Origin of the sequence: Paenibacillus marchantiae, assembly GCF_028771845.1 — a bacterium.
In the GTDB taxonomy this organism is placed as follows: Bacteria; Bacillota; Bacilli; order Paenibacillales; family Paenibacillaceae; genus Paenibacillus; species Paenibacillus marchantiae.
The window spans coordinates 3558439-3582685 of sequence record NZ_CP118270.1; the positions used below are offsets into that span (position 1 = coordinate 3558439).

Sequence of the window (24247 nt, forward strand, 5' to 3'; positions counted from 1 at the left end):
ACATGAATAATTTGCGCCCGGTAGGGGTTATCGGTACTGGTAAATATGTACCTGAGAAAATTTTGACAAACAGCGATTTGGAGAAAATGGTAGATACGAATGATGAGTGGATCGTCAGTCGTACAGGAATCAAGGAGCGTCACATCGCTGCACCGGATCAGGCGACTTCAGATCTGGCATACGAGGCAGCTATCAAAGCACTTGAGTCTGCTGGCATGACTGGCAGCGATCTTGATCTGATTATTGTGGCAACTATTACACCGGATTCTTCATTCCCTTCTACTGCTTGTATTTTGCAAGATAAGCTTGGTGCCAAGGGCGCTGCGGCATTTGACTTGTCTGCTGCCTGCTCCGGATTTGTATACGGTCTGGCAACAGCAACGAGCTTTATCCAAAGCGGCATGTACAACAATGCACTTGTTATTGGTGCAGATTGCTTGTCTCGCATTACTGACTATACCGACCGTAATACCTGTGTGCTGTTTGGCGATGGCGCCGGTGCGGTTATCGTTGGTGAAGTGCCGGAAGGCCGTGGATTTAAATCATTCGATCTCGGAGCTGAAGGTGCGGGCGGAAGCCTGCTTCAAATGGAGGGCGGAGGTTCCCGTCTGCCTGCATCCGTAGAAACGGTTGAGAACAAAAAACATTATATTTACATGAATGGCCGTGAAGTGTTTAAATTTGCAGTACGGGTGATGGGTACAGCGACGATCGAAGTTCTGCGCAAGGCTGGCCTGGAACGTACGGACGTGGATCTGTTTGTTCCTCACCAAGCCAATATCCGGATTATCCAATCTGCAATGCAGCGACTTGAGCTTCCTGAAGAGAAAGTTGTAGTCAACGTGGATAAATACGCCAACACATCTGCAGCCTCCATTCCGCTTGCTCTGGTAGAAGCTGCTGAAGAAGGCCGCATGAAAGCCGGAGATACTGTGCTCATGGTTGGTTTCGGTGGCGGATTGACGTGGGGCGCATCAGTACTCGTTTGGTAAACTAGACAGCTGGGAGAGATGAATTGGATGGGTAAAATAGCATTTGTATTTCCCGGACAGGGATCGCAGGCTGTGGGCATGGCCAAGGACGCGTATGAGTCTGTGCCTGCGGCAACAGAGATTTTTCGCACAGCCGATGAAACGCTAGGTTTCGCGCTGAGCAATCTTGTTTTTGAGGGACCAGAGACCGAGTTGAAACAGACATCGAATACACAACCGGCTCTGCTGACAGCAAGTATTGCATTGCTTGAGGCTTTTAAAGAAAAAGGAATTCAGCCTGATTATACGGCCGGACACAGTCTGGGTGAATACAGTGCACTGGTCGCGGCGGGCGTTCTTTCGTTCGCGGACGCGGTAAGCATTGTGCGGGCACGCGGTCAATATATGGAACAGGCTGTTCCTGGTGGACAGGGTGCAATGGCTGCGGTATTGGGTGCGGATCGGGAAGCGCTGGGGGTGCTTTGCCGGGACGTATCCGAAAGTGGTCATGTGGTTGAACTTGCCAACATCAACTGTCCGGGACAAATCGTGATTTCCGGTGTGAAGGAAGGGGTATCTGCTGTCGCTGAACGGGTCAAAGAAGCGGGCGGCAAACGTGCCATCACACTTGAAGTAAGCGGTCCGTTCCATTCTTCCTTAATGAAGGATGCAGCAGAGAAGCTGGCTGAGAAACTGAAAACTGTTTCGTTCTCACCTGGGGATGTCCCTGTAGTTGCAAATGTGACTGCAAGACCTGTGGAGGACGGTAAGGTTCAGGATTTATTGACAGCTCAGGTCTATTCTCCGGTTTTATGGGAAGACAGTGTGACATGGCTTATTGAGCAAGGTGTAGATACCTTTATCGAGATTGGTTCTGGCAGTGTGTTAACAGGTTTGATTAAAAAAACAGATAAAACCGTTAAACTGTACAATGTAAACAGTCTTGAGACGCTCGAAGCAACGGCAGCTGCACTAATTTGATTAACCATGATTAGATTTGGGGAAAGGAGGAATGATTATGTCTAAACCATTACAAGGCAAAAATGCGCTCGTTACCGGTGCATCCCGTGGTATTGGGCGCAGTATTGCACTCGCTTTGGCCGAGGCTGGCGCCAACGTGGCCGTGAATTATGCGGGCAGTCAAGCGGCAGCTGAGGAAGTAGCGGAAGCGATTCGTGCCAAAGGTGTCCAGGCAATTACGATTCAAGCGAATGTGGGCCAGATGGACGAAGCCGAACAAATGGTCAAAGCTACCATTGAGGCATGGGGCAACGTTGATATTCTTGTCAACAATGCTGGAATTACCCGTGATAATCTGATCATGCGTATGAAGGAAGAGGAATTTGATCAGGTGATCGAAACCAACCTCAAAGGGGTGTTTAACTGCCTTAAGGCGGTTACACGTCCAATGATGAAGCAACGGTCTGGTAGAATTATCAATATCTCCTCTGTTGTGGGTGTGCTCGGAAATGCTGGACAAGCAAACTATGTTGCTGCCAAGGCAGGGGTCATCGGTTTGACGAAGGCATCTGCTCGTGAGCTTGCCTCCCGCGGCATCACAGTTAACTGCGTTGCACCAGGATTTATTGAGACCGATATGACGAAGGAATTGTCCCAGGAGATCGTGGACAACATGTTGAACGGTATTCCGTTGTCCCGTCTGGGCCAACCGGATGAAATCGCCGGTGTTGTCACGTTCCTGGCTTCAGAAGCTTCATCTTATATGACAGGGCAGACACTGCATGTTGATGGTGGCATGTACATGTAATTCTTCCCGGACTTGAACAATAGTCGGGGAACAGGCGCTGGACGATCCGAAATGCCGGAAAAAGGCCGGGTTCCCCGGCCGGGAGCCGCATATGTCTTCTATGGCATTTTGCCTGCGATTCTCGTATAATACCAAGGAGGAGGTGAACCGGATGTCCGATGTATTGGAGCGTGTAAAACGCATCGTCGTCGACCGCTTGGGCGCAGACGAAGCTGAAGTTACACTTGAAGCATCTTTCAAAGAAGATTTGGGTGCTGATTCTTTGGATGTAGTGGAATTGGTCATGGAATTGGAAGATGAATTCGATTTGGAAATCTCTGATGAAGATGCAGAAAAAATCACGACCGTAGGTGAAGTTGTAAACTACATACAATCTCATACCTAAAGTCAATTCAGTCCCGCACCTGTTTTCGAACAGGCGGGACTTCTCATCATTCATTGGTTTTTCTCATTCCGCAAGCGGCGCTGGTCAAACGGATCTCCGGGTCCTGCTTGGCTAGACGTCTGCTTGCGGATATTCCCACAAAATAATTGCGTAATGCAGTCGATATAGAGGTGAGTCGGTTTGAAACAAAGAGTTGTAATTACCGGAATGGGCGTAATGACATCGCTCGGAAAAGATTTGGAAACGTTCTGGGGCAGTTTAATGGCAGGTAAGTCCGGAATCTCTCAGATTGAGGCGTTTGATGTAAGTGAATATACCACTCAAATTGCAGCCGAGATCAAGGATTTCAACCCGGAAGAATACATGGATCGCAAAGATGCACGTAAAATGGACCGTTTTGTTCAGTTCGCTGTAGCAGCTGGTTTCAAAGCCGTTGAAGACAGTGGTCTGAAAATTGACGAGAACATTGATGCAGAGCGTTTTGGTGTGTCGATCGGATCGGGTATCGGTGGATTGGGTACTTGGGAGGACCAACATAATGCATTGCTGCAAAAAGGTCCTAAACGCGTAAGCCCATTTTTCATTCCGATGATGATCTCCAACATGGCTTCTGGCCAGATGTCGATTTCTCTCGGGGCGAAAGGTCCTAACATCAACGTGGTAACGGCATGTGCTACAGGAACACACTCCATTGGAGATTCCTTCAAGCTGATTGCAAACGGTGATGCGGATGCAATGATTTGTGGCGGTGCGGAAGCAACCATTAGACCAACTGGTCTGGCTGGGTTCTGTGCAATGCGTGCCATGTCTACACGTAATGATGATCCGGCTAAGTCGAGCCGTCCTTTTGATACAGAACGTGACGGGTTTGTTATGGGCGAGGGCGCGGGAGTTCTGATCCTTGAATCCCTTGAACATGCTCAAAAACGTGGTGCTCGTATTTATGGCGAAGTAATTGGTTACGGTCTCACTGGCGATGCACATCACATGACGGAGCCTGATCCGGACGGAGCAGCTCGTTGCATGAAGATGGCTCTGCGTAATGCGGGTATCGAACCAGAAGAAGTGGACTATATCAATGCACATGGTACATCAACACCTGTAGGTGACAGATCCGAAACGCTTGCGATCAAAAAAGCGTTTGGCGATCATGCGTACAAGCTTGCTGTGAGTTCAACCAAATCGATGACAGGTCATATGCTCGGTGCTGCTGGTGGCGTGGAAGCTGTAATCTGCGGATTGTCGCTGACACATCAGACGCTTGCTCCAACAATCAACCTGGAAAATCAGGACCCGGAATGTGATCTGGATTATGTTCCAAACGTTCCACGTCAAACTAAAGTCAACATTGCCATGTCCAATTCATTTGGGTTCGGCGGTCACAATGCCACCATTATTCTCAAAAAATTTGAAGCATAAGGGGCTAGTTCGTTTGAGTGAAGATCTGAAGCAGTTACAACACAAACTTCAAATCAAATTTGACAACAGGCAGCTTTTAAAACAAGCGTTTACCCATGCTTCTTATGTAAACGAACACCGGTTCAGTCAGCATCAGGATAACGAGCGTCTGGAGTTTCTGGGCGATGCGGTACTGGAACTGACTGTGTCGGAATACTTGTATCACTTGTTTCCTAACCGGCCGGAAGGTGAATTAACTAAGCTGCGGGCATCCATTGTCTGCGAGCCTTCCCTCGTCAAATTTGCTGAAGCGTTGGGTTTTGGGCAGTATGTACTTCTTGGTAAAGGTGAGGAACTGACGGGAGGACGAACTAGACCGGCTTTGTTAGCGGATGTGTTTGAATCTTTCATCGGTGCATTATATCTGGATCAGGGATTGGCGCCTGTCCGGACATTTCTGGATCAGCATGTATTTCCGTTGATCGTTCTGGGCAGCAAATTGCAAATGAGCGATTACAAAACGGAATTGCAGGAACTCACTCAGCATCACAATATGGGAGCTCTGGAATACCGTATTGTTGAGGAACGGGGCCCTGCCCATGAACGGGAGTTTGTCTCCGAGGTCCATATGGGTCAAGAACGGCTTGGCAGAGGTACAGGACGTTCCAAAAAGGAAGCCGAACAACAGGCTGCATCCGCAGCACTGGATCGACTGAAGCTTCCGGAAGCCTGAGCTTTACCGTAAGCGCATAGACAAACGAAGAGCAAAGAGCAGCCCGCGGGTCCGCCTGGCGGAATTTATCGGCCGGACTGCTTTTTGCTCTTTTTTTTGTAAGGAGGATCAGGATTTTCTTTTCCTGTTCGATAACTAGGCGCTGAATGCAACATTTGAAATTTGCAAGAGGAGGTGACGGGAAACCCTATGTTTTTGAAACGGATTGAACTGGGTGGATTCAAGTCATTCGCCGACAAAACGGAAATGGAATTCGTTCGTGGCATAACCGCTGTTGTGGGCCCGAACGGAAGTGGCAAAAGTAACATTTCAGACGGCATACGCTGGGTTCTTGGGGAACAAAGCGCCAAATCACTGCGTGGTGGCAAAATGGAAGATATCATTTTTGCCGGCAGTGATGCACGGAAGGCTGTTAACTATGGTGAAGTTTCGTTGACGCTGGATAACGAAGATCATGCGCTTGCTCTGGATTTTGGCGAAGTAACGGTAACGCGTCGTGTACATCGCAGCGGAGACAGTGAATATTTTATCAACAAGCAGTCGTGTCGGTTGAAGGATATTACCGAATTGTTTATGGATACCGGGATCGGAAAGGAAGCTTATTCGATTATTGGACAGGGGCGAATCGAAGAGATTCTGAGTACCCGTTCAGAGGATCGCAGGGGGATCTTTGAAGAGGCATCAGGTATTGTTAAATATAAATCTCGCAAACGGGATGCTACTCGCAAACTGGATGAGACGGAACAGAATTTATTGCGCATTCATGACCTGGTCACCGAGCTAGAAGACCAGATTGGTCCGTTAAAGGAACAATCGGAGAAAGCAATCCATTATAAGGAATTGCGTGGACAGCTGAAATCACAGGAAATCTCCATGTATGTGTATCAGATTGAACAAATTCACGCTTCCTGGAGCAAAGCAAACCAACGGCTTGAATCGTTGAAACAGGAAGAAGTAGGATTGGCGGCTATCGTCTCCACTCATGATGCCAAGCTGGAAAGTGACCGGAATGCACTGCGTACGCTGGAGACGGAGACGGAACAGCTGCAATCGGCCTTATTGCAATTCAGTGAAGCAACGGAGAAGAGCGAAGGGCTAGGAGAACTGCTCAAGGAGCGTTCGCGTCATCTGCAGATGAACCAGGAACAGCTTAAAGTGACGCTTGCATCGAGTGAAGAGAGACATCGGGAGCGTGAAGCCGAGTTACTTGCATTACGCGAAAAGTTTGCCAAGCTTGAACTGGAATTGAGTGACGTAAGAAACCGCCTATCCGAAGAAGAGGCCAAACTTATCGGTGTTACTGGCGGCATTAGCCAACAGCAGGAGGAAAGCCTTAAGGGCAACTTGCTGGAACTGATGAATCAGATGGCTCAGACACGAAATGAAATTCGTTACGCCGACCAACAGAAAGAAACGCTGGAACGGCGAATGAATCGCGCGACAGAGGAATCCGGCAAGTGGGAAGGCCAGAAGGAAACGCTGGAAGCCCGCAAAACGGAGATTGAGAAAAAAGTTGTTCGTTTGGGCAAGGAAATCAGTGATCTGCGCGGTGGATATATTACGGAAAGTGAACGTCTCCAATCGTTGCAGAAGCTGCTCGAAGAAAGCCGGGGAACTGTCCGTAAATGGGAGCAGAAGCGTGAAGCCCAGGTCTCCCGTCGCGATACAATGAAAGAGATGCAGGATGATTTTGACGGTTTCATGTTGGGTGTCAAAGAAGTTCTTAAGGCATCACGCAAAGGTACACTGAACGGGGTTCATGGAGCCGTTGCAGAGCTCGTTAAAGTGCCTGAGAAGATCGAACTTGCGGTAGAGACAGCGATGGGCGCTTCCCTGCAGCATGTCGTCATGGAGAATGAATCGGTTTCCAGACAGGCGATCGCTTTTCTGAAACAACGTCAATTGGGCAGAGCTACGTTCCTCCCGCTGGATGTTATTCGTGCACGTACCATTGGTGCGGGTGAACGTTCGATGATCGAAGGCATGGATGGTTTTGTGGGAATTGGTGCGGATCTCGTACAATACGAAGAACGTTATGCTGCGATCATTGGAAGCTTACTCGGAAATGTCATTATTGCGGAGAAGTTGGAGGATGCCAATAAGATCGCGGCTCGCTGCCAATATCGTTTCCGGGTCGTAACCCTGGAAGGCGATGTGGTTAACGCGGGTGGTTCGATGACTGGTGGTAGCCAGCACAAGAAAAATGTAAGTCTGCTCAGTCGCAAACGGCAGCTGGACCAGCTGGACCAGGATATTTTGGATACCGAAAATCAGATCGTAAAACTTCATCGCAGTGTGGATGATGTAAAAACTCAACTGGAGCAGTGCCAGGACAAGCTGGACGAGCTGCGTCAGTCTGGAGACGACACCCGGAATGCAGAACAGCAGGCTTCAATGGAAATGAAGCAGGTTGAGCATGAACTGCGTCACGTGCTGGAACAGGTTGCTGTAGCCGGGCAGGAGAAGAGTGGTTTTACCGAAGAAATCAAAGAGATGGATACAGCTCGCGATGTCGCCGTGAAGAAGCTGGAGCAGCTTGAGGAAGAAGAGAAGGCAACTCATAGGGCCATTCATGCCGCAGAATTTGCGCGTAAAGCGAATGAATCGGCGAAGGAGGAATTGCAGACCCAACTCACTGATCTGAAAGTCCGAGAGGGGAAACTGGATCAGGAACGATTCTCCAACGAAGAGCAATTGCGTCGTCTGGAGCGCGAAGTGGATTCACTGGTGAAGGATCTTCGTCAAAATCGCACGTTGCTAGCCTCCATGGAAGCCGATCTGAAGAAAACAGAGACTGAGAGTGTTAAACAGATTGAAGATCTTAACCAATACAAGCTGAAAAAAGCGGAATCTGCACAGGAGCTGGACTTCAAGCGTGCTGCCCGAAGCGAGCTGTCGAAGAAGCTTGAGCTTGCCGAGAGTGAAACGAAGGAACAACGCACACAGCTGAAAGCTGTGGAGGAACAGATGCGACAAACGGAAATTTCTGTGAACAGACTTGATGTTGAGTTGGAAAATATTCTGCGCAAACTGATGGATGAGTATGAGCTCGGCTATGAACTCGCCAAAGAGCGTTATCCAGTACCAGAAGATGTGGAGAGCACACAAGCTGAGGTTCAGAAACTGAAGCGCAGCATTGCAGCTCTTGGCGACGTCAATCTGGGAGCCATCGAGGAATTCCAGCGGGTTAACGAACGGTATGAGTTCCTCAGCACGCAGAAGAATGACCTGGTTGAAGCCAAAACAACGTTGTATCAGGTTATTCGAGAGATGGAAGACGAGATGGCCAAACGATTCAAGGCAACATTTGATGCGATTCGCCGGGAGTTTGGGGCTGTTTTCACCAAGCTGTTTGGCGGAGGGCGCGCGGATCTTGTATTGATGGACCCTGAGCGTTTGCTCGATACGGGCATTGATATCGTCGCACAGCCGCCAGGCAAAAAGCTGCAAAACCTGCAGCTATTATCCGGTGGGGAACGAGCGTTGACCGCGATGGCACTCTTATTCGCTATTCTGCATGTTAAGCCGGTACCGTTCTGCGTACTGGATGAAGTAGAAGCGGCGCTGGATGAAGCTAACGTGGTGCGTTTTGCCCAGTATTTGCGTGAGTTCTCGGAACAAACACAATTCATCGTTGTTACACACCGCAAAGGCACAATGGAAGAAGCGGATGTACTGTATGGTGTCACGATGGAAGAGGGCGGAGTATCCAAGCTCGTTTCGGTTAAACTGGAAGATGAGGAAGCTGTCATTGCCTAATCTTTGAGTTGGTTGTCACGCATGAACTCATCTAATATCATTTAAACTAAGAAATGTACACGATGGAGGGGCTTTATGAGTTTTTTTAAAAAGCTGAGAGACAGCATTGCAAGCAAAACGGAGTCGGTTACCAAACAGTTCAAGGACGGGTTGGAAAAGACGCGTAAAGGCCTTGTAGAGAAAGTATCGGATCTCGTTATCCGTCGCAAAAAAATCGACGAGGAATTCTATGAAGAGTTGGAAGAGATTCTGATTGGAGCCGACGTAGGTGTCAATACGGTCATGAAACTGATTGAAGATCTGCGTGATGAGGTCAAAAAACGTAAAATTGAGGATGCGGCTGAACTACAGCCTGTATTGTCCGAAAAACTGACGGGTTTGCTTCGTGGCGAGCAGAATAATGAACTGAAAATGAATCCGGATGGCATTACGGTCATTTTGTTTGTTGGTGTTAATGGTGTTGGTAAAACAACAACGATTGGTAAGCTGGCCCATCGCTTCAAACAGCAGGGTAAAAAGGTCATCATGGCAGCAGGTGATACGTTCCGTGCCGGAGCGATCGAACAACTCGAAGTATGGGGACAACGTGCTGGTGTGGAAGTCATCAAGCAACAATCAGGTTCTGACCCTGCAGCTGTAATGTATGATGCTGTACAGGCTGCGAAGCAGCGGGGTGCTGATGTATTGCTCTGTGATACAGCAGGCCGTCTGCAAAATAAATCCAATCTGATGGACGAACTCAACAAAATCTATCGTGTCATTCAACGTGAAATTCCGGAAGCACCTCATGAAGTATTAATGGTGCTGGATGCAACTACAGGTCAGAATGCACTGAATCAGGCCAAACTCTTTGGAGAGAAGAGCGGGGTAACTGGACTTGTACTGACGAAGCTGGATGGTACCGCCAAAGGTGGTATTGTTGTTGCAATTCGTCAGGAGTTGGATCTGCCTGTGAAGCTGGTCGGACTGGGTGAGAAAATTGATGATCTGCAGCCATTCGACTCGGAGCAATTCGTACATGCGTTGTTTGCCGGATTGATTCAAGAACAGCCAGCTGAAAGTGCTGAAGAAGAGGAAGCTAATTCCTAGAATCATTAATAAATAGGATAGCGTTAACCGTATTGCCAGTGATATACGTGATAAGTGTCACGTGTAATGTCACTGGCAATACGTGTATAATGGGAATAAAGCAGGCAATGCTAAAGGGTTAGAAAGGACGGTTGAAAATGGCCAATACTCATACCTATTCTCGCCGTGAAGAAGTCGCCAATGCGGTGACACATGGAATCGGCGCTGCACTCAGTGTAGCTGCACTGGTGATATTGATTGTATTTGCAAGTATGAAAGGCACGGCTTGGCATGTGGTCAGTTTCACGATCTACGGGATCACCATGCTGCTGCTCTATACGAGCTCTACACTCGTGCATGCATGGAAAGATGGAAAAGTGAAAGACTTATTTGAGATTTTCGACCATTCTTCCATATATTTGTTTATTGCGGGATCGTACACTCCACTTTTGTTTATTGCTGTTCGCGGCACACTTGGATGGACCCTGTTCGGTATAATCTGGGGAGTCGCATTATTCGGCGTAATCTTTAAGGCGTTTTTTACGAAAAGGTTTCTGTTCATGTCCACGATTTTCTATATTGCGATGGGCTGGCTCATCGTTATTGCCTGGCAACCGCTTATGACTGCCATCCCTACAGGCGGAATTGTGCTGCTGGTTGCTGGAGGTCTGATGTATACACTGGGGACGCTTTTTTATGTTTGGCGTGGATTTCCGTACCACCATGCGATTTGGCATCTCTTTGTGCTCGCAGGCAGTATTCTTCATTTCTTTATGGTACTTCTGTACCTGACACCACTTCGGTAGGCCACGGTAGATAGCGTAAAACGAATCGGCTCCATCTGTGGAGACCCATTCGTTTTTTTTGTTCTATATAAATGACACAGCAGGCTGAATTCTACTGTAGATGAATGGCTAAGATCAACCTTGTAGGCACGAAAAATGAGTGTAAAATGAACGTTTTTATTGTGACAAGTATTTTTGCTTGACAACCTGATTTGTTTTAGGTATTATTAGGAACGTTGCAAGAGTGTAAAGTGTTTTTCCTTGACGAAGGGAGTGCCCCGTTATGAGTCAAGAAAACCGGCTTGAGAAGACAAACCGGATTAACTTGCTGTTTGCTTTCTATGAACGGTTGCTTACCGAGAAACAGCAGACTTTTCTAAAGTATTACTTTCATGATGATTTCTCGCTGGGCGAGATTGCAGCCGAGTTCGAGATCAGCCGCCAGGCGGTATACGAGCATATCAAGCGTGCCGAACAAGTGCTGGAAAATTACGAAAGCAAGCTTGGCTTGCTGGAGAAGCACGAACGGCGCAACCGTAATCTTGAAGATTTGCAAAATGCATTGGAGCGCGTAGGCGTTTCCATTGATAACAACCAACAAATAAACGATATTATTCATCAACTCAGAGAGTAGTTCGTAAGAGTTGAATGAAACGTATCGGTCCTGAAAACAGTATTACAGCTTAAGGAGGTGGGATCATGGCATTTGAAGGATTAACGACCCGATTGCAGAATGTGTTCAGCAAGCTGCGCGGCAAAGGCAAGGTGTCAGATGAAGATGTTGCCGAAGCTATGCGCGAGGTACGTCTGGCATTGCTCGAAGCGGATGTAAACTTCAAAGTGGTCAAGGAATTCATCGCCAAGGTGAAAGAGAAGGCTGTTGGCAAAGAAGTGATGGAGAGCTTCACGCCAGGAATGGTCATTATCGACATCGTAAACAAGGAACTGACGGATTTGATGGGTGGAAGCCAGTCGAAGCTGGCTAAAGCGAACAAACCGCCTACGGTACTGATGATGGTTGGTTTGCAGGGTGCAGGTAAAACGACTACATCCGGTAAACTGGCTAAAATGCTGCAAAAGCAGAATAGTAGACCGTTGCTTGTTGCAGGAGATATTTATCGTCCAGCAGCGATCAAGCAGTTGCAAGTGCTCGGCGAGCAGATCAAAGCGCCGGTATTCACACTGGGAGATCAGACAAGCCCTGTAGAAATTGCACGTCAGGGTCTGCAGCATGCCAAGGACAACGGCAATGACTATGTCATTATCGATACAGCTGGACGCCTGCATGTCGATGAAGAACTGATGGAAGAGCTTCGTCAGATTCACAGCGTAGTAAATCCCGATGAAGTATTGCTTGTCGTAGACAGCATGACAGGTCAGGATGCAGTTAATGTGGCAGAACACTTTAACCAGCAGCTTAATCTGACGGGTGTCGTTCTGACAAAGCTTGACGGAGATACTCGTGGTGGTGCCGCGCTTTCCGTTAAAGCAGTCACCGGTTGCCCAATCAAGTTTGCTTCCCTTGGTGAGAAACTTGATGCACTGGAACCTTTCCATCCGGAGCGTATGGCTTCACGTATTCTTGGTATGGGTGATATGCTCTCTCTGATTGAGAAAGCACAGTCCAACATTGATACCGATAAAGCCAAGGAAATGGAACGGAAGATGCGTAATGCAGAATTCACGTTTGAAGATTTCCTGGAGCAAATGGATCAAGTGAAAAAGCTGGGGCCAATTGATCAGATCATGGATATGATTCCTGGTATGGGCAAGATGAAACAAGCCAAGGACCTGAAGGTTGATGATAAACAGATGGGCCGGATCGAAGCGATCGTGTACTCCATGACGACCGAGGAGAAACGTAACCCTGATATGATCAACCATAGCCGCCGGAAGCGGATTGCTACAGGTAGTGGAACATCCCTGGCCGAAGTAAACCGTCTGATCAAGCAGTTTGATGAGATGCGCCGCATGATGAAACAGTTCTCGGATATGATGGGACCTAAAGGCGGCAAGAACAAAGCGATGAAGCAGCTCAAAGGTTTGGGCAAAGGAATGAAGTTTCCTTTCCGTTGATTCTGGGAGCAGCTGAACGATATACAGATTTCATTGAAGGAGGTGAATTTTCAAATGGCAGTTCGTATTCGTCTGAAACGTATGGGTGCTCACAAAGCTCCTTTCTACCGCGTAGTGGTATCGGATTCCCGTTCCCCACGTGACGGTCGTTTTATCGAGGAGATCGGTTACTACAACCCGGTTGAACAACCGGCTGTTGTTAAGATCGATGAAGATAAAGCATTGCAATGGCTTCAAAACGGTGCACAAGCATCTGACACTGTCCGCAACTTGCTGAGCAAAGCGGGCGTGATGAAGAAGTTCCACGAGTCTAAATTGACTAAATAAGGTGCTGATTCGGAGGGTCCTCTATGGAAGAATTAGTAAGCATAATTGCTAAGGCTTTGGTCGATCATCCGGAAGATGTGGCGGTTCGGACGGTTGAGAAAGACCGGCTTGTCGTTTATGAGTTAACCGTTCATCCTGACGATGTTGGGAAAGTGATTGGTAAACAGGGGCGAATCGCAAAGTCTCTTCGTACAGTCGTCACATCAGCAGCAGTTAAGATGGATAAACGGGTAACCGTTGATATCATATCTTAAAGATATACGAAAGGGGGTTAGGATGCATGTCCTAGCCCCCTTTCGTGCATGCTGAAACTTAAATAATAGGATTGAAAAAGCTCGTCAAGTATGATTATCAGCGGAAGTAGTGAAGGGTACGGAATCGATCCCAAGAAGCGTTAGGATAACAGCGATGCGAAGAACGATCCGTAACCAGAACGGCTGCGGGAGATCATCACATATACGTACCAATATGAATGGATTGTAGGAGGAAAGTATGGCAGAGTTTATGAATGTAGGTAAAATCGTCAATACGCATGGAATTCGTGGCGAGGTGAGAATCATGCCTTTAACTGATTTTCCGGAAGTGCGTTTTGCGAAAAATGCAGAGTTGTTTTTCTTTACACCAGATAATCATCCAGTTATGGTTAACGTGGAATCTGCACGTTTGCATAAGAATATGTATATTCTTCGTCTGAAAGAGTATGGCAACATTAATGAAGTAGAGAAGTTTAAAGGCGGCATGGCCAAAGTGTTAAAAGAGAATCTGGCAGAGCTGGAGGAAGGTGAATACTACTTCCATCAAATCGTTGGGTGTTCTGTCATCACCGAAGAGGGTGAAACACTTGGAACCATCTCTGAGATTTTGACTCCTGGAGCGAATGATGTATGGGTTGTCAAAACGCCTGCAGGTAAAGAAATTCTGCTTCCGGTTATTGATGATGTTGTTCTTGATGTGGATGTTAAAGAGAAGCAAGTCAAGGTTCACCTGATGGAAGGGCTGCTGTAACATGAAAGTGGATGTATTAACCCTATTCCCGGAAATGTTTGACGGCGTGTTCGGAACCAGCATTCTGGGCAAAGCCCAAACCAAAGGACTTGTATCTCTGGGAGCAACAAACTTTCGGAATTTTGCGACCAATAAACATAATACAGTTGACGATGCACCTTATGGCGGAGGTGGAGGTATGGTATTGAAGCCAGATCCGATCTTTGCTGCTGTTGAGGATGTATTAGAACAACGGGGCGAAGCTGCAGCAAAGATGAAACCGCCACGTATCATTCTAATGTGCCCGCAAGGTGAGACGTTCACACAGAAAAAAGCAGAAGAACTTGTACAAGAAGATCATCTGATTTTTATTTGTGGACATTATGAAGGCTACGATGAGCGTATCCGTGAATTTCTTGTGACGGACGAATTGTCGATTGGTGATTACGTGCTGACGGGTGGCGAACTGCCTGCGATGGTGGCGATTGACAGTATTGTGCGCCTTATTCCGGGTGTACTGGGTAATGAGACAAGTGCTGTAACGGATTCATTCAGTACCGGATTGCTCGAATACCCGCACTACACACGTCCTCCGGAATTTAGAGGTATGAAGGTGCCCGATATGTTGTTATCTGGACATCATCTGAATATTGAGGCATGGCGCAGGGAGCAATCCTTGCTTCGTACGCTGGAACGCAGACCGGATATGTTGGAGACGGCGGACTTGACGGACAAAGAACGAGTTTGGTTAAACAAGCTTCGTTCCGATCGTGAAAAGAATGCAGAGTAATTTGATATTATCTCGTTTGAGCTCGTAAAATAATCTCATTTGAAATCTTGAAAGACCAACCTTGTGATATGAAAGTTGGTCTTTTTCTGTATTGAACACTTTTGCCGCTTTGAACATTTTTGCATGTTCCGAAATAGGGTTGTATAAACTGAAAAATTTCTTTATGGTGATCTGAGCTAGAAGCGTATGAAGACGACATGCTGAGGAGGAAGATTATGAATCATCAGCCTTATGAAGTTGGCAGAGTGGATATTAGCGAAGCTGGAGAGCGTTGCAAGATGCTTCTGGGAGATCTAAATGGAGATGGCAGGCTTGAGATGCTGTTGGTGCAGGCAGATGGGGGCATAGACGACCGTTACGTTCCGCATCAGGTATGCTGTTTGTCGGCATATGATCTGGATGGAACATTAATGTGGCAGGTCGGAACACCGGACCCGGATGCAGGTGGTCCAGGATCAGACTATCCCGCTCAGATTGTAGATTGGGATGGGGACGGAAATAATGAAGTGCTGTGTGTAATGAACAAACAATTTCTTATTCTGGACGGAAGAACCGGAGAGATAAAGAAACGTCATGATTTGCCTGGAGAGCAAGCGCATGACTGTCTTATTCTTGCAAACCTGACTGGTGACCAACACACGATGGATATCCTGCTGAAGGATCGGTATAAGACGTTATGGGCATTAGATCACGATTTCAATTTGCTATGGAAGCATGAAGGCAATATAGGTCATTTTCCGTGGGTCTACGATATCGATGGGGATGGCAAGGATGAAGTGATGGCCGGGTATGACATGCTGGATCATGATGGAACATTATTATGGTCCTGTCAGAATCTTGATGATCACGCAGACTGTATATGGTTTGGCGATGTGGACGAGGACGGGGAGGTTGAAATTGTTATCGGTGGCAGTGTCACGGTGATGATGGATCGGTACGGTAATGAAAAATGGCGTTATGAGGATTCGATTGAATCACAGCATATTGCACTGGGGAAATTTTATAGAGAAAGACAAGGATTACAGATTGCTGGCCTGGATCGGATTATTCGTGGAGATGAGAATGGCAAGGATGGAATGTTTATGCTGGATAGCGACGGAAAGGAACTTTGGAAAGAAGATCGTAAAACGCGTGGATGGTTAACCATTATTGAGCCTGTACGTAACTGGGATGACAGCGGGCTTGACTATATCATGGCTTATCGCCGAGGTGGGGGTGTCCTGCCATCTTTGATCAATGGTAATATGCAAACGGTTGCAACGTTCGGAAAAGATGGCTATGCCTTACATGCCGACTTGTGTCAGAGCGGAAGGGAGCAGGTCATCATCTATGATGCACATGAAGCCGTAATCTATTCCAGCTCAATGAGGGATGTAACCACTCCAACCTCTTTGGACATAAAAAGAGCCCAGCTTCAGCCGAAAAGGCTGTATAGCTCGACTCTTTATCCAGGCGGGGAAGTTTCAATCTAGCTTAATGACTGATCTCTACGACAGGAAGGATTTCCTGTTGGTCTGATTCAGGATGGAGCAATGCAGCCAAATTGGTTCCTGTCGTAACCGTTAATCGTGGGAGCTTCATAGGATTATCCCCAGGTCGAACAAAGCCTGAACGTACGGAAAAGGCCATACGATAGCCGTTTTGCTGCAGTTGATAGATCATCTGCGTGCTGGTATAACCGAAAGGGTAGGCAAGATACGGCGTATCAATACCAGTTTCTTTCATTAGCTTGACGTCATTATTCAGCAGTTTTGTGTCGAGTCCGACGGGCACGTTGTCGCCGCAACGCATATATCCCTTGTGATGCAGATTATAGGTATGGCTGTTGAACTCAAAGACGTCTTTAGCGGCCTGCATCTCCTGTTTGGAGATAAACGTTTTTTTGGCTGGATCAAAAGCCGAAGGCTGATCCTGAATTTTGCTGCCGATTACAAACAGGGAAGCATGGAAATTATATTTTTTGAGCACAGGGTAGGCTAAAGTATAATTGTTCTGATACCCATCATCAAAGGTGATGACAATAGATTTTTGGGGCAGGGAGATCTGTCCGTTCACGTATTGTTCAAGCTGCTCCAGTGTAATTGTGTTGTAGCCTTCTTCATGCAAATATTTCATGTTTTCTTCGAAGTCTTCCAGATTAATGATCGATTTGTTGTTTGTTTCATGATTATTAATTTTGGGCTGTATGTAATGATACATCAGTACAGGTACTTCAGTAGCTGAACCTTGTGCGATGTGAAAGGTAGCCAGATCAAGTGCAGGTTTGCTGGAATAATCGGAGTGAGACATTAGAAATGCCTTACGTTTGACCATATCCCAGGACGTGCATGCTTTGTGAGACATTGCATTGGTAGGATGAGTTACCGCATACGCATATATTGTAATGGTACAAGTGAGTAATGCGAGTGCAGCAAGAGCAATTTTTTTGAAGTATTTCATAATTCGTTTGGTTCTCCTTTTGCCATTTCATTTCTGCGTGGAATTACATTTAGATGCATCAGCACGTAATCCAACAAGCTATATCATAGACGATCTTTCTTGACAGAAAGTTACAGTATTTTTTCCGTCTAATGCTTGACTTATTCAAGAATACTAATTATGACAATCCAAGGGGCTGAAGCTTTTATGTGAATAAAGGAATTGTGTAGAAAAGCGCATGGACAGGTGTATTTTAATGGAATTGTAATGAGACTATAATAAAATTCAGGACGTATTTAAGATGAACGTATAACGGATAACGTCTAATTGGAGTAAAGGAAATTAATAAGGATTAAAGGGCATTGAAGAACCAAAGAGTTCTGTCAGCAATTTGTTTATTTTTCCTTGTGTTTTGTTATGGTGCGTGATACAATAAGTCTGTTATGTGGAATACGGCGGTCCTCTATGGATAATGAAGGAGACAAGGTGTTCTCTGGAAGAAGTATGAACGCCTGTACGGAAGGAGGGAGTCATAGATGAATATCGTTCAAGCGATTACACAAGAACAACTTCGTAAGGATATTCCGAGTTTTCGTCCTGGTGACACTTTGAAAGTGCACGTTAAGGTAATCGAGGGAACTCGTGAGCGTATCCAATTGTTCGAAGGTGTTGTGATTAAACGCCGTGGTGGTGGAATCAGTGAGACTTTTACAGTTCGTAAAATTTCTTACGGTGTAGGTGTGGAAAGAGCTTTCCCGCTTCATTCCCCTAAAATCGATAGAATCGAAGTGGCTCGCCGTGGTAAAGTGCGTCGTGCGAAGCTTTATTATCTTCGTGAACTACGCGGTAAAGCAGCGAGAATTAAAGAAATTCGTTAATATAACGGATACCGGGGAGGGCTTGGAGACAAGCCCTTTTCGTTTTTGTCCGGGAAAAGTTGAACCGGAGGTGCACTTCCGAGTAAAATGGTATGGCGGCACACGCGCGAATAGTCCGGGAGGCTTGTGAAATCAGTTATTGAGGGACATTTGAATTGTGGATTAAATGTACTGGTAATGCTTGCGTGTAAGATTACATAACTGATGATGTGTAAAAACTGCTATAACATGTACTGTGAAGAGAGGAAGATCATTAATGGAACAGGAAGTTCAACAGGACCAGGGCAATACTGCCGAAGAGAAAGGCAGTCGATCCAAAAAAGCCAAAAATGAAATTTTCGAATGGCTCAAAGCCATCGTGATCGCACTAGTACTTGTCATTTTGATTCGGTGGTTACTGTTCAAACCGTTTGTTGTGGACGGGCCTTCCATGCAGCCGAATTTTCATACAGGTGAACGTGTGATCGTCAATGAAATTTTATATGATATTAGAGAACCACAGCGCGGAGAAGTAATCGTATTCCACGTTCCAACCGAAGGCCGTGATTTCATTAAACGTGTCATTGCTGTCGCTGGTGATACCGTTGAGGTTCAGGACGATACAGTTCTCGTCAATGGTAAAAAAGTCGATGAGACTTACATTCAGGGAGCAATTGATGCTGCTGAAGCGAACGGTGGAACCTATAACGTGAAGGACTTCCCTAATGAGCAATTCCCGGATGGGAAAGTACCTGAAGGTCATGTTTTTGTAATGGGGGACAACCGTCCGAACAGTACAGATAGCCGTATGATCGGTTATGTGTCACTGACGGATATTGTAGGTCGTGCAGATGTGATTTTCTGGCCGATCGGCGATATCAAATGGATTAACCATTAATATGAATGCAGGATATATAAGCAAAATATAAAGTGTACACCAAAACGTAGAGGGCAGAACTAATCTGGGGATAATAGAAATCTAAGATTGTTTTTCCAGCGAAATGATGCGGTGTGCATGTCGTAGAAAAAGCTTGTATATCAACAAATAATGAGGTGAAGACAAGGTGACGATTCAATGGTTTCCAGGTCATATGACCCGAGCCAGACGCCAGATTCAGGATAAGTTAAAGCTGATTGACGTGGTCATCGAACTGCTGGATGCCCGTCTGCCTGTCTCCAGCCGCAACCCGATGATTGACGAGATTTTACAGGGCAAACCCCGGATGATTTTGTTGAATAAGTCCGACTTGGCGGATGCGAAAGTGACGCAAGAATGGATTGAATATTTCAAAAAAGAGGGAATCACTGCTTTCCCTGTAGATGCTTCAACAGGTACCAACGTGAAAGACATCCCAACGCAAGCGAAGCTTCTCCTTAAAGAAAAAATTGATCGTCAAATAGCTAAAGGGATTAACCCGAGAGCGGTTCGTGGACTGATTGTTGGTATTCCAAACGTGGGTAAATCCACGCTAATTAACCGACTAGCTGGACGGAACATTGCGGCAACGGGAGATCGTCCTGGTGTGACGAAGGGACAACAGTGGATCAAAGTTGGTAAAGAAATGGAACTGCTGGATACCCCAGGTATTCTTTGGCCGAAATTTGAAGATCAAAACGTGGGTTATCGTCTTGCGGTAACAGGTGCAATTAAGGAAGAGATTCTGAATGCAGAAGACATCGCCTTTTTTGGCATCAGTTATCTAATGCGTTATTACTGGGATTCTCTTGAAGAACGCTATGGTCTTCAGGAGTTCTCCAAGGATGCGGATGATTCGGACAGCGTTGTTGCGATTATGGAACAGGTTGGTCGTATACGTGGTTGTGTGGTAAGTGGTGGGCGTATCGATTTGGAAAAGGCATCGCGAGCATTTCTGCGTGAATTGCGTGCGGGCAAAATGGGACGTTTCTCTATGGAAGCTCCTTATTAAATAAGAGACAACTGCCGAAAGAAGCGGCCGTTACCGGATTACCGGGAGCGGTCGCTTTTTGCCATACTGGAATTTAAAATAAAGGAACTTTGATTGATCTGGAAGGTGATTCTAGAAAATTGCACTTTATGGGATTGTATTGAACGTATATCTGGGTCTCTTAAATCATGCTATGATGAGTGATGAAGATTTAGCCTGCTCAATGCTGAATATCTTCAATTTAAGCGATCAGATACCGATAAAATAATATCTCATCATCGTATTATCATATATGCTTTACAGAATCTTATTTCGCTTTACAGAATCTTATTTCTTATTTAATAGGATCTGATACAACAAAATTCGGGAATCTACGTCTATATAATAAAATGATATAAAAGTGATGTGTTGAAGCAAGAGTGGGCAGAGGAGATGACACCGTAATGAATGAAATGAATGAGTTAATTGAATTGACGCAACTGGATGCCCTGGTTGAACCGAAAAAGAAGAAAAAAGAAATGGTGGAGTCCAAAGATCTGCTGATTTATGAGCGTGAATATTGGGAAAGTGGATTTGAAAGTATTGCCGGAATTGATGAAGTGGGACGCGGTTGTTTATTTGGAGATGTAGTAGCGGCAGCCGTTATTTTACCTCGTGATCTGATTCTGGAAGGGGTTAATGATTCCAAGAAATTAACGGAGAAAAAGCGCGATGCATTATATGACATTATAATGGAAAAGGCGTTGTCAGTGGGAATCGGTTATGCAGATGCGGAAACGATTGATCAATTGAATATTAAACAGGCTGCAAGGCTTGCCATGAAACGTGCGGTAGAAGCACTTGAGGGCGTGCCTGACTACCTGTTGGTAGATGCCGAAAAGGTAGATGTGAATATACCGCAGTTGTCCATTATAAAAGGCGATGCAAACAGTCAATCCATTGCGGCAGCATCCATTATTGCGAAGGTTACCCGGGATAGGCTTTGCAAGGAGGATTGGGATACGTTATATCCGGAATATGGTTTATCGATACATAAGGGATATGCAACGAAATTTCATCGTGAACAAATTATGGCTCGTGGTGCTACACCCATGCATCGTCGCAGTTTTCTCGGCAATCTGCTCGGAGAACAGCACACTTTATTTTAATTAAACCATTCACGGAGGGAGGGGTAAGGGTATGAATATAAGTTCCGTGATTCGTGGGCTGCTGGGAGATAGTAAACCGGGAAATGCCAAGCCACTGGAGTTAAAGGAAGGTCAGGTTGTAAGGGGTTCTGTGGTTAGTGTATCCGATGATGGAGCAGATGCGGTTCTTCAGATTCAGGGTGTACAGGTGCGTGCAAAATTAGAAACTCCGCTTCGGCCAGGTGAAACAACACTGCTTCAGGTCCAGCCTCCAGGTGAAAATGGCGTAACGGTAATGAAACCGCTGACGGGTACATTGGCAGAACTGCCACAGGCATCTTTGAACAATTTGCTTCAGGAGGTAGGTTTGCCGGATACCAAGGGGAATCGGGAACTGCTGTTAGCTATGCAGCGAAGCGGATTACCTTTGACCAAGGATAATGTAGCCATGGTTCAAAATATGATGACAACCAAACCTGCACAGGTGCCTGTTGAAGAATGGGTGCAGGCAACAGGTATTGCTTTTCAGCGTGGTCTTCCGGTTACAGCGGAAACGGTAAAGGGTCTACATCAAGCTGTTTTTGGCCCGCCACTACATCAGTTGTTGAAGGGCTTGGCTGAACAGCTGGAGTCCATGCTGACACAAACCGCGGGTAAAACGCTGCCGACTGGTGAACAGGCAGCTACGGTTAAGAATAACATTATGGCTGGAGCGCCTGTACCGTTAAACGGAGAGCTGGCGGGAGAAACGGTAGCTGCGTCAGGCAGTAACCGTCAGGTAGGAGGGGCAACCGGATTGTCCGCGCAACTTGTGCCTGGTGCAGTCGCTGGTGATGCTCAAATGGCAGATGGATCTGTGGATACTGCTGGTGGCGCGGTTAAAGGCAATGGACAGACTGGTGCAGGAAATGCAGAGAATGCTGGGCTTAAAGCAGGGGCCAGCCATGTTGGAACTGCTGGCATGGTGGGTACAGGTATTCCGGCAGGAACTGGAATACCTGGTGAGAGCCCGCGTGCAGCTGACGCGGGCGTTGCTGGGAGCCGCCCGGGCGCGACGGGGGCGGCTGTGGAGGTTGCTGCTGGCCGAGTGATAGCGGGCCAGCCTGAGGGTGGCGCGGCCGGGCGAACCGACGGCCGCGCTGAAACGCCTGCTGCTGCGGGGCCTACCGCTTCCGCAGCAGGGCAGGCGGCGCCAGCAGCTCCATCGGCAGCGCAGCTGGCACCCAAGCTGCTGGCGCTGCTGGACGCGCTGCGCAGCGCGTCCACAGCCGCACCGGCACGGCCGGGTGCGGCGACACAGGCCGCCCCTGCATCGCAGGGCGGCCAGGCGGCTGCGGCTGCCGGAGGCGTGCCGCAGCCTTTGCCAGCCGGCGCGGATGCGCTGCCGGCTGGCGGTAGTGCCGCAACACCTGCGGGAGCTGCGGCGGCGCCTGTCACCCACGAGGGGGACCCGTGGGTGGGGCGCGTGTTGAAGCTGCTCGGTGCGGAGCACGAGCAGCAGGCAGTGCACGGCGCGGCTGCGCAGGCGCGCGTGGGGGATGTGGCGAGTCCGGGAACCGCGGACACGCTAAAGGGCTTGCTGCTGCAGCTTGCCAGCAGCGAGGGTGCACCTGCGACGCTCAAAGATGCCGCCGGACAGGCTGTGCAATTTCTAACAGGTCAGCAGTTATTGCTAACAACAGATCGCAGTGCTACCTTTGCCCAGATGCACTGGTTTATCCCCATTACCGGTCCTGACGGAGAAGAGACGGCTTCCGTTCAGATTCAATCACGCCGTGGGCAACGCGGTGAATTGGATGCATCCAACTGCCGCCTTTGGTTTGATCTAGACATGAAAAGTCTTGGTCCAACGCTGGTGGATGTGCATGTTGTTAATAATATCGTCAGTTTGCGTGTACTTAATAACGGCGAAGGAATGGGATCGCTCCTTGAAAGTGGACGCGATGAGATCCATAAGGCGCTGGACAAGCTGGGTTATCAGTTGCTGACTTTCAAGGCGGAACCCTGGCCTGTTGGCCAGGAACCGGGTGCCGAACGGAAAATGAATGCCTCGGACTACAGTCCTGAACGATACAAAGGGGTGGACATGCGGGTATGAAAGAGGATTCGCAACCGGACCTGATGTCCAAAAAGGCCGTTGCTTTAAAATATGTACCTGGTGAGAGCGAAGCACCAGTGGTCGTAGCCAAAGGCCGTGGCAAAGTGGCAGAAGCCATTCTGGATAAAGCCAAGGAAAATGGTGTGCCTGTTCAGGAGGATGCTGCACTTGTCGAAGTGCTTTCCAAACTGGATTTGGATGAACAGATCCCGTCGGAACTGTATCAACTGGTGGCCGAAGTGTTGACCTACATTTATCGTGCTGACCGTCTGGCTTCTGGACGAGAGGAAGAGGAATCATGGTAGAGCACAGATCAGAACAGGGTCCAGCTTCAAAACTGACACGTCAGCAAAAAGGGCGATTGGGTGAAGAAGCTGCTTGCGACTGGCTTCGTGAGCATGATTATCGCATTTTGAAGCGCAATTGGCGCTGCCGAAGCGGAGAGATTGATATCGTTGCTTCCCATGAAGGCATGATTATTTTTATTGAAGTCCGCAGTAGAAGTGGAACTGGACTGTATGGAACACCCCAGGAGTCGGTAGATATTCGTAAAATGCAGCAGGTACGTGCAACTGCATCTGTATATTTGCAAATGACGGGAGAGACAAATCATCAAATTCGTTTTGATGTGATCGCAGTCATGTTGGATAAAGCAGGCGAAGCCGTTTCGGTCGATCATATCATTAATGCATTTTGAGTTCCTACTATACGCGATTCTTCTGATGTGTTAACCCACAAGAAAGACACTTGAAAAAGTGACTCTCTTGTGGGTTATTTTTTTGGCAGGTTATAGGAT

24 protein-coding genes are annotated in these 24247 nt (G+C 47.3%); 23 read left to right on the top strand and 1 reads right to left on the bottom strand.

The window, feature by feature from the left end:
- Positions 1-2: 2 nt before the first annotated feature.
- The 16 genes from PTQ21_RS16280 (at position 3) to PTQ21_RS16355 (ending at position 16516) form a co-directional block, all read left to right on the top strand.
- Positions 3-992: a beta-ketoacyl-ACP synthase III gene (locus tag PTQ21_RS16280; protein WP_063564927.1), complete on the top strand. Its 990-nt coding sequence runs from the start codon at positions 3-5 to the stop codon at positions 990-992.
- Positions 993-1019: 27 nt separating this feature from the next.
- A complete protein-coding gene (gene fabD / locus PTQ21_RS16285) occupies positions 1020-1952 on the top strand; it encodes an ACP S-malonyltransferase (RefSeq protein WP_063564668.1) in 933 nt (310 codons plus the stop codon).
- A gap of 37 nt (positions 1953-1989) precedes the next feature.
- The gene (gene fabG / locus PTQ21_RS16290; protein ID WP_063564667.1) at positions 1990-2739 is read left to right on the top strand and encodes a 3-oxoacyl-[acyl-carrier-protein] reductase; all 750 of its coding nucleotides are present in this window, start codon (positions 1990-1992) and stop codon (positions 2737-2739) included.
- Positions 2740-2890: 151 nt separating this feature from the next.
- Positions 2891-3124, top strand: coding sequence for an acyl carrier protein (gene acpP / locus PTQ21_RS16295; RefSeq protein ID WP_024630176.1), 234 nt, complete (start codon positions 2891-2893; stop codon positions 3122-3124).
- A gap of 180 nt (positions 3125-3304) precedes the next feature.
- The gene (fabF, locus tag PTQ21_RS16300) at positions 3305-4543 is read left to right on the top strand and encodes a beta-ketoacyl-ACP synthase II (protein ID WP_024630177.1); all 1239 of its coding nucleotides are present in this window, start codon (positions 3305-3307) and stop codon (positions 4541-4543) included.
- Between the two features lie 13 nt (positions 4544-4556).
- Entirely contained in the window at positions 4557-5255 is a 699-nt protein-coding gene (gene rnc / locus PTQ21_RS16305) for a ribonuclease III (protein ID WP_024630178.1), read from the top strand.
- A gap of 189 nt (positions 5256-5444) precedes the next feature.
- Positions 5445-9014: a chromosome segregation protein SMC gene (gene smc / locus PTQ21_RS16310; protein WP_274566373.1), complete on the top strand. Its 3570-nt coding sequence runs from the start codon at positions 5445-5447 to the stop codon at positions 9012-9014.
- Positions 9015-9089: 75 nt separating this feature from the next.
- The gene (gene ftsY / locus PTQ21_RS16315; protein WP_063564665.1) at positions 9090-10103 is read left to right on the top strand and encodes a signal recognition particle-docking protein FtsY; all 1014 of its coding nucleotides are present in this window, start codon (positions 9090-9092) and stop codon (positions 10101-10103) included.
- A 137-nt stretch (positions 10104-10240) separates the two neighbouring features.
- Positions 10241-10888, top strand: coding sequence for a PAQR family membrane homeostasis protein TrhA (gene trhA / locus PTQ21_RS16320; protein ID WP_063564664.1), 648 nt, complete (start codon positions 10241-10243; stop codon positions 10886-10888).
- A 262-nt stretch (positions 10889-11150) separates the two neighbouring features.
- Positions 11151-11501: a YlxM family DNA-binding protein gene (gene ylxM / locus PTQ21_RS16325; protein ID WP_274566374.1), complete on the top strand. Its 351-nt coding sequence runs from the start codon at positions 11151-11153 to the stop codon at positions 11499-11501.
- Between the two features lie 65 nt (positions 11502-11566).
- Entirely contained in the window at positions 11567-12943 is a 1377-nt protein-coding gene (gene ffh, locus PTQ21_RS16330) for a signal recognition particle protein (protein ID WP_063564662.1), read from the top strand.
- Positions 12944-12997: 54 nt separating this feature from the next.
- On the top strand, positions 12998-13270 hold the full coding sequence (rpsP, locus tag PTQ21_RS16335) for a 30S ribosomal protein S16 (protein WP_024630184.1): 273 nt from the start codon (positions 12998-13000) through the stop codon (positions 13268-13270).
- A gap of 23 nt (positions 13271-13293) precedes the next feature.
- Positions 13294-13524, top strand: a complete 231-nt coding sequence (locus tag PTQ21_RS16340) for a KH domain-containing protein (RefSeq protein ID WP_024630185.1) — start codon at positions 13294-13296, stop codon at positions 13522-13524.
- A gap of 238 nt (positions 13525-13762) precedes the next feature.
- Positions 13763-14275: a ribosome maturation factor RimM gene (gene rimM / locus PTQ21_RS16345; RefSeq protein ID WP_274566375.1), complete on the top strand. Its 513-nt coding sequence runs from the start codon at positions 13763-13765 to the stop codon at positions 14273-14275.
- A 1-nt stretch (position 14276) separates the two neighbouring features.
- A complete protein-coding gene (trmD, locus tag PTQ21_RS16350; protein WP_274566376.1) occupies positions 14277-15044 on the top strand; it encodes a tRNA (guanosine(37)-N1)-methyltransferase TrmD in 768 nt (255 codons plus the stop codon).
- A gap of 215 nt (positions 15045-15259) precedes the next feature.
- Positions 15260-16516: a hypothetical protein gene (locus PTQ21_RS16355; protein ID WP_063564658.1), complete on the top strand. Its 1257-nt coding sequence runs from the start codon at positions 15260-15262 to the stop codon at positions 16514-16516.
- 1 nt (position 16517) lies between these two features.
- Here PTQ21_RS16355 and PTQ21_RS16360 read toward each other — a convergent pair whose 3' ends face one another.
- On the bottom strand, positions 16518-17483 hold the full coding sequence (locus PTQ21_RS16360) for a polysaccharide deacetylase family protein (RefSeq protein WP_274566377.1): 966 nt from the start codon (positions 17481-17483) through the stop codon (positions 16518-16520).
- A 515-nt stretch (positions 17484-17998) separates the two neighbouring features.
- On the opposite strand from PTQ21_RS16360, the gene rplS reads away from it, so the two are divergent.
- The 7 genes from rplS (at position 17999) to PTQ21_RS16395 (ending at position 24148) form a co-directional block, all read left to right on the top strand.
- Positions 17999-18340: a 50S ribosomal protein L19 gene (gene rplS / locus PTQ21_RS16365; RefSeq protein ID WP_024630190.1), complete on the top strand. Its 342-nt coding sequence runs from the start codon at positions 17999-18001 to the stop codon at positions 18338-18340.
- A gap of 256 nt (positions 18341-18596) precedes the next feature.
- Positions 18597-19217, top strand: a complete 621-nt coding sequence (lepB, locus tag PTQ21_RS16370) for a signal peptidase I (protein WP_063564656.1) — start codon at positions 18597-18599, stop codon at positions 19215-19217.
- A gap of 166 nt (positions 19218-19383) precedes the next feature.
- Entirely contained in the window at positions 19384-20247 is an 864-nt protein-coding gene (ylqF, locus tag PTQ21_RS16375) for a ribosome biogenesis GTPase YlqF (RefSeq protein WP_063564655.1), read from the top strand.
- A gap of 497 nt (positions 20248-20744) precedes the next feature.
- Positions 20745-21374: a ribonuclease HII gene (locus PTQ21_RS16380; RefSeq protein WP_240321378.1), complete on the top strand. Its 630-nt coding sequence runs from the start codon at positions 20745-20747 to the stop codon at positions 21372-21374.
- Positions 21375-21405: 31 nt separating this feature from the next.
- Entirely contained in the window at positions 21406-23451 is a 2046-nt protein-coding gene (locus PTQ21_RS16385) for a TrbL/VirB6 family protein (protein ID WP_274566378.1), read from the top strand.
- Positions 23448-23756, top strand: coding sequence for an EscU/YscU/HrcU family type III secretion system export apparatus switch protein (locus PTQ21_RS16390; protein WP_063566425.1), 309 nt, complete (start codon positions 23448-23450; stop codon positions 23754-23756). The genes PTQ21_RS16385 and PTQ21_RS16390 overlap by 4 nt, the downstream gene beginning before the upstream one ends.
- A complete protein-coding gene (locus PTQ21_RS16395; RefSeq protein WP_079694696.1) occupies positions 23750-24148 on the top strand; it encodes a YraN family protein in 399 nt (132 codons plus the stop codon). Before PTQ21_RS16390 ends, PTQ21_RS16395 begins: the two co-directional genes overlap by 7 nt.
- Positions 24149-24247: the final 99 nt, after the last annotated feature.

Coding starts and splice junctions, on each gene's coding strand:
- PTQ21_RS16340 (WP_024630185.1), top strand. CDS start 13,294: ATGGAAGAATTAGTAAGCATAATTGCTAAGGCTTTGGTCGATCATCCG.
- fabG (WP_063564667.1), top strand. CDS start 1,990: ATGTCTAAACCATTACAAGGCAAAAATGCGCTCGTTACCGGTGCATCC.
- PTQ21_RS16355 (WP_063564658.1), top strand. CDS start 15,260: ATGAATCATCAGCCTTATGAAGTTGGCAGAGTGGATATTAGCGAAGCT.
- lepB (WP_063564656.1), top strand. CDS start 18,597: ATGGAACAGGAAGTTCAACAGGACCAGGGCAATACTGCCGAAGAGAAA.
- rimM (WP_274566375.1), top strand. CDS start 13,763: ATGGCAGAGTTTATGAATGTAGGTAAAATCGTCAATACGCATGGAATT.
- rplS (WP_024630190.1), top strand. CDS start 17,999: ATGAATATCGTTCAAGCGATTACACAAGAACAACTTCGTAAGGATATT.
- fabD (WP_063564668.1), top strand. CDS start 1,020: ATGGGTAAAATAGCATTTGTATTTCCCGGACAGGGATCGCAGGCTGTG.
- PTQ21_RS16385 (WP_274566378.1), top strand. CDS start 21,406: ATGAATATAAGTTCCGTGATTCGTGGGCTGCTGGGAGATAGTAAACCG.
- ylxM (WP_274566374.1), top strand. CDS start 11,151: ATGAGTCAAGAAAACCGGCTTGAGAAGACAAACCGGATTAACTTGCTG.
- PTQ21_RS16395 (WP_079694696.1), top strand. CDS start 23,750: ATGGTAGAGCACAGATCAGAACAGGGTCCAGCTTCAAAACTGACACGT.
- PTQ21_RS16390 (WP_063566425.1), top strand. CDS start 23,448: ATGAAAGAGGATTCGCAACCGGACCTGATGTCCAAAAAGGCCGTTGCT.
- PTQ21_RS16380 (WP_240321378.1), top strand. CDS start 20,745: ATGGTGGAGTCCAAAGATCTGCTGATTTATGAGCGTGAATATTGGGAA.
- PTQ21_RS16280 (WP_063564927.1), top strand. CDS start 3: ATGAATAATTTGCGCCCGGTAGGGGTTATCGGTACTGGTAAATATGTA.
- trmD (WP_274566376.1), top strand. CDS start 14,277: ATGAAAGTGGATGTATTAACCCTATTCCCGGAAATGTTTGACGGCGTG.
- acpP (WP_024630176.1), top strand. CDS start 2,891: ATGTCCGATGTATTGGAGCGTGTAAAACGCATCGTCGTCGACCGCTTG.
- ffh (WP_063564662.1), top strand. CDS start 11,567: ATGGCATTTGAAGGATTAACGACCCGATTGCAGAATGTGTTCAGCAAG.
- rpsP (WP_024630184.1), top strand. CDS start 12,998: ATGGCAGTTCGTATTCGTCTGAAACGTATGGGTGCTCACAAAGCTCCT.
- PTQ21_RS16360 (WP_274566377.1), bottom strand. CDS start 17,483: ATGAAATACTTCAAAAAAATTGCTCTTGCTGCACTCGCATTACTCACT.
- ftsY (WP_063564665.1), top strand. CDS start 9,090: ATGAGTTTTTTTAAAAAGCTGAGAGACAGCATTGCAAGCAAAACGGAG.
- smc (WP_274566373.1), top strand. CDS start 5,445: ATGTTTTTGAAACGGATTGAACTGGGTGGATTCAAGTCATTCGCCGAC.
- trhA (WP_063564664.1), top strand. CDS start 10,241: ATGGCCAATACTCATACCTATTCTCGCCGTGAAGAAGTCGCCAATGCG.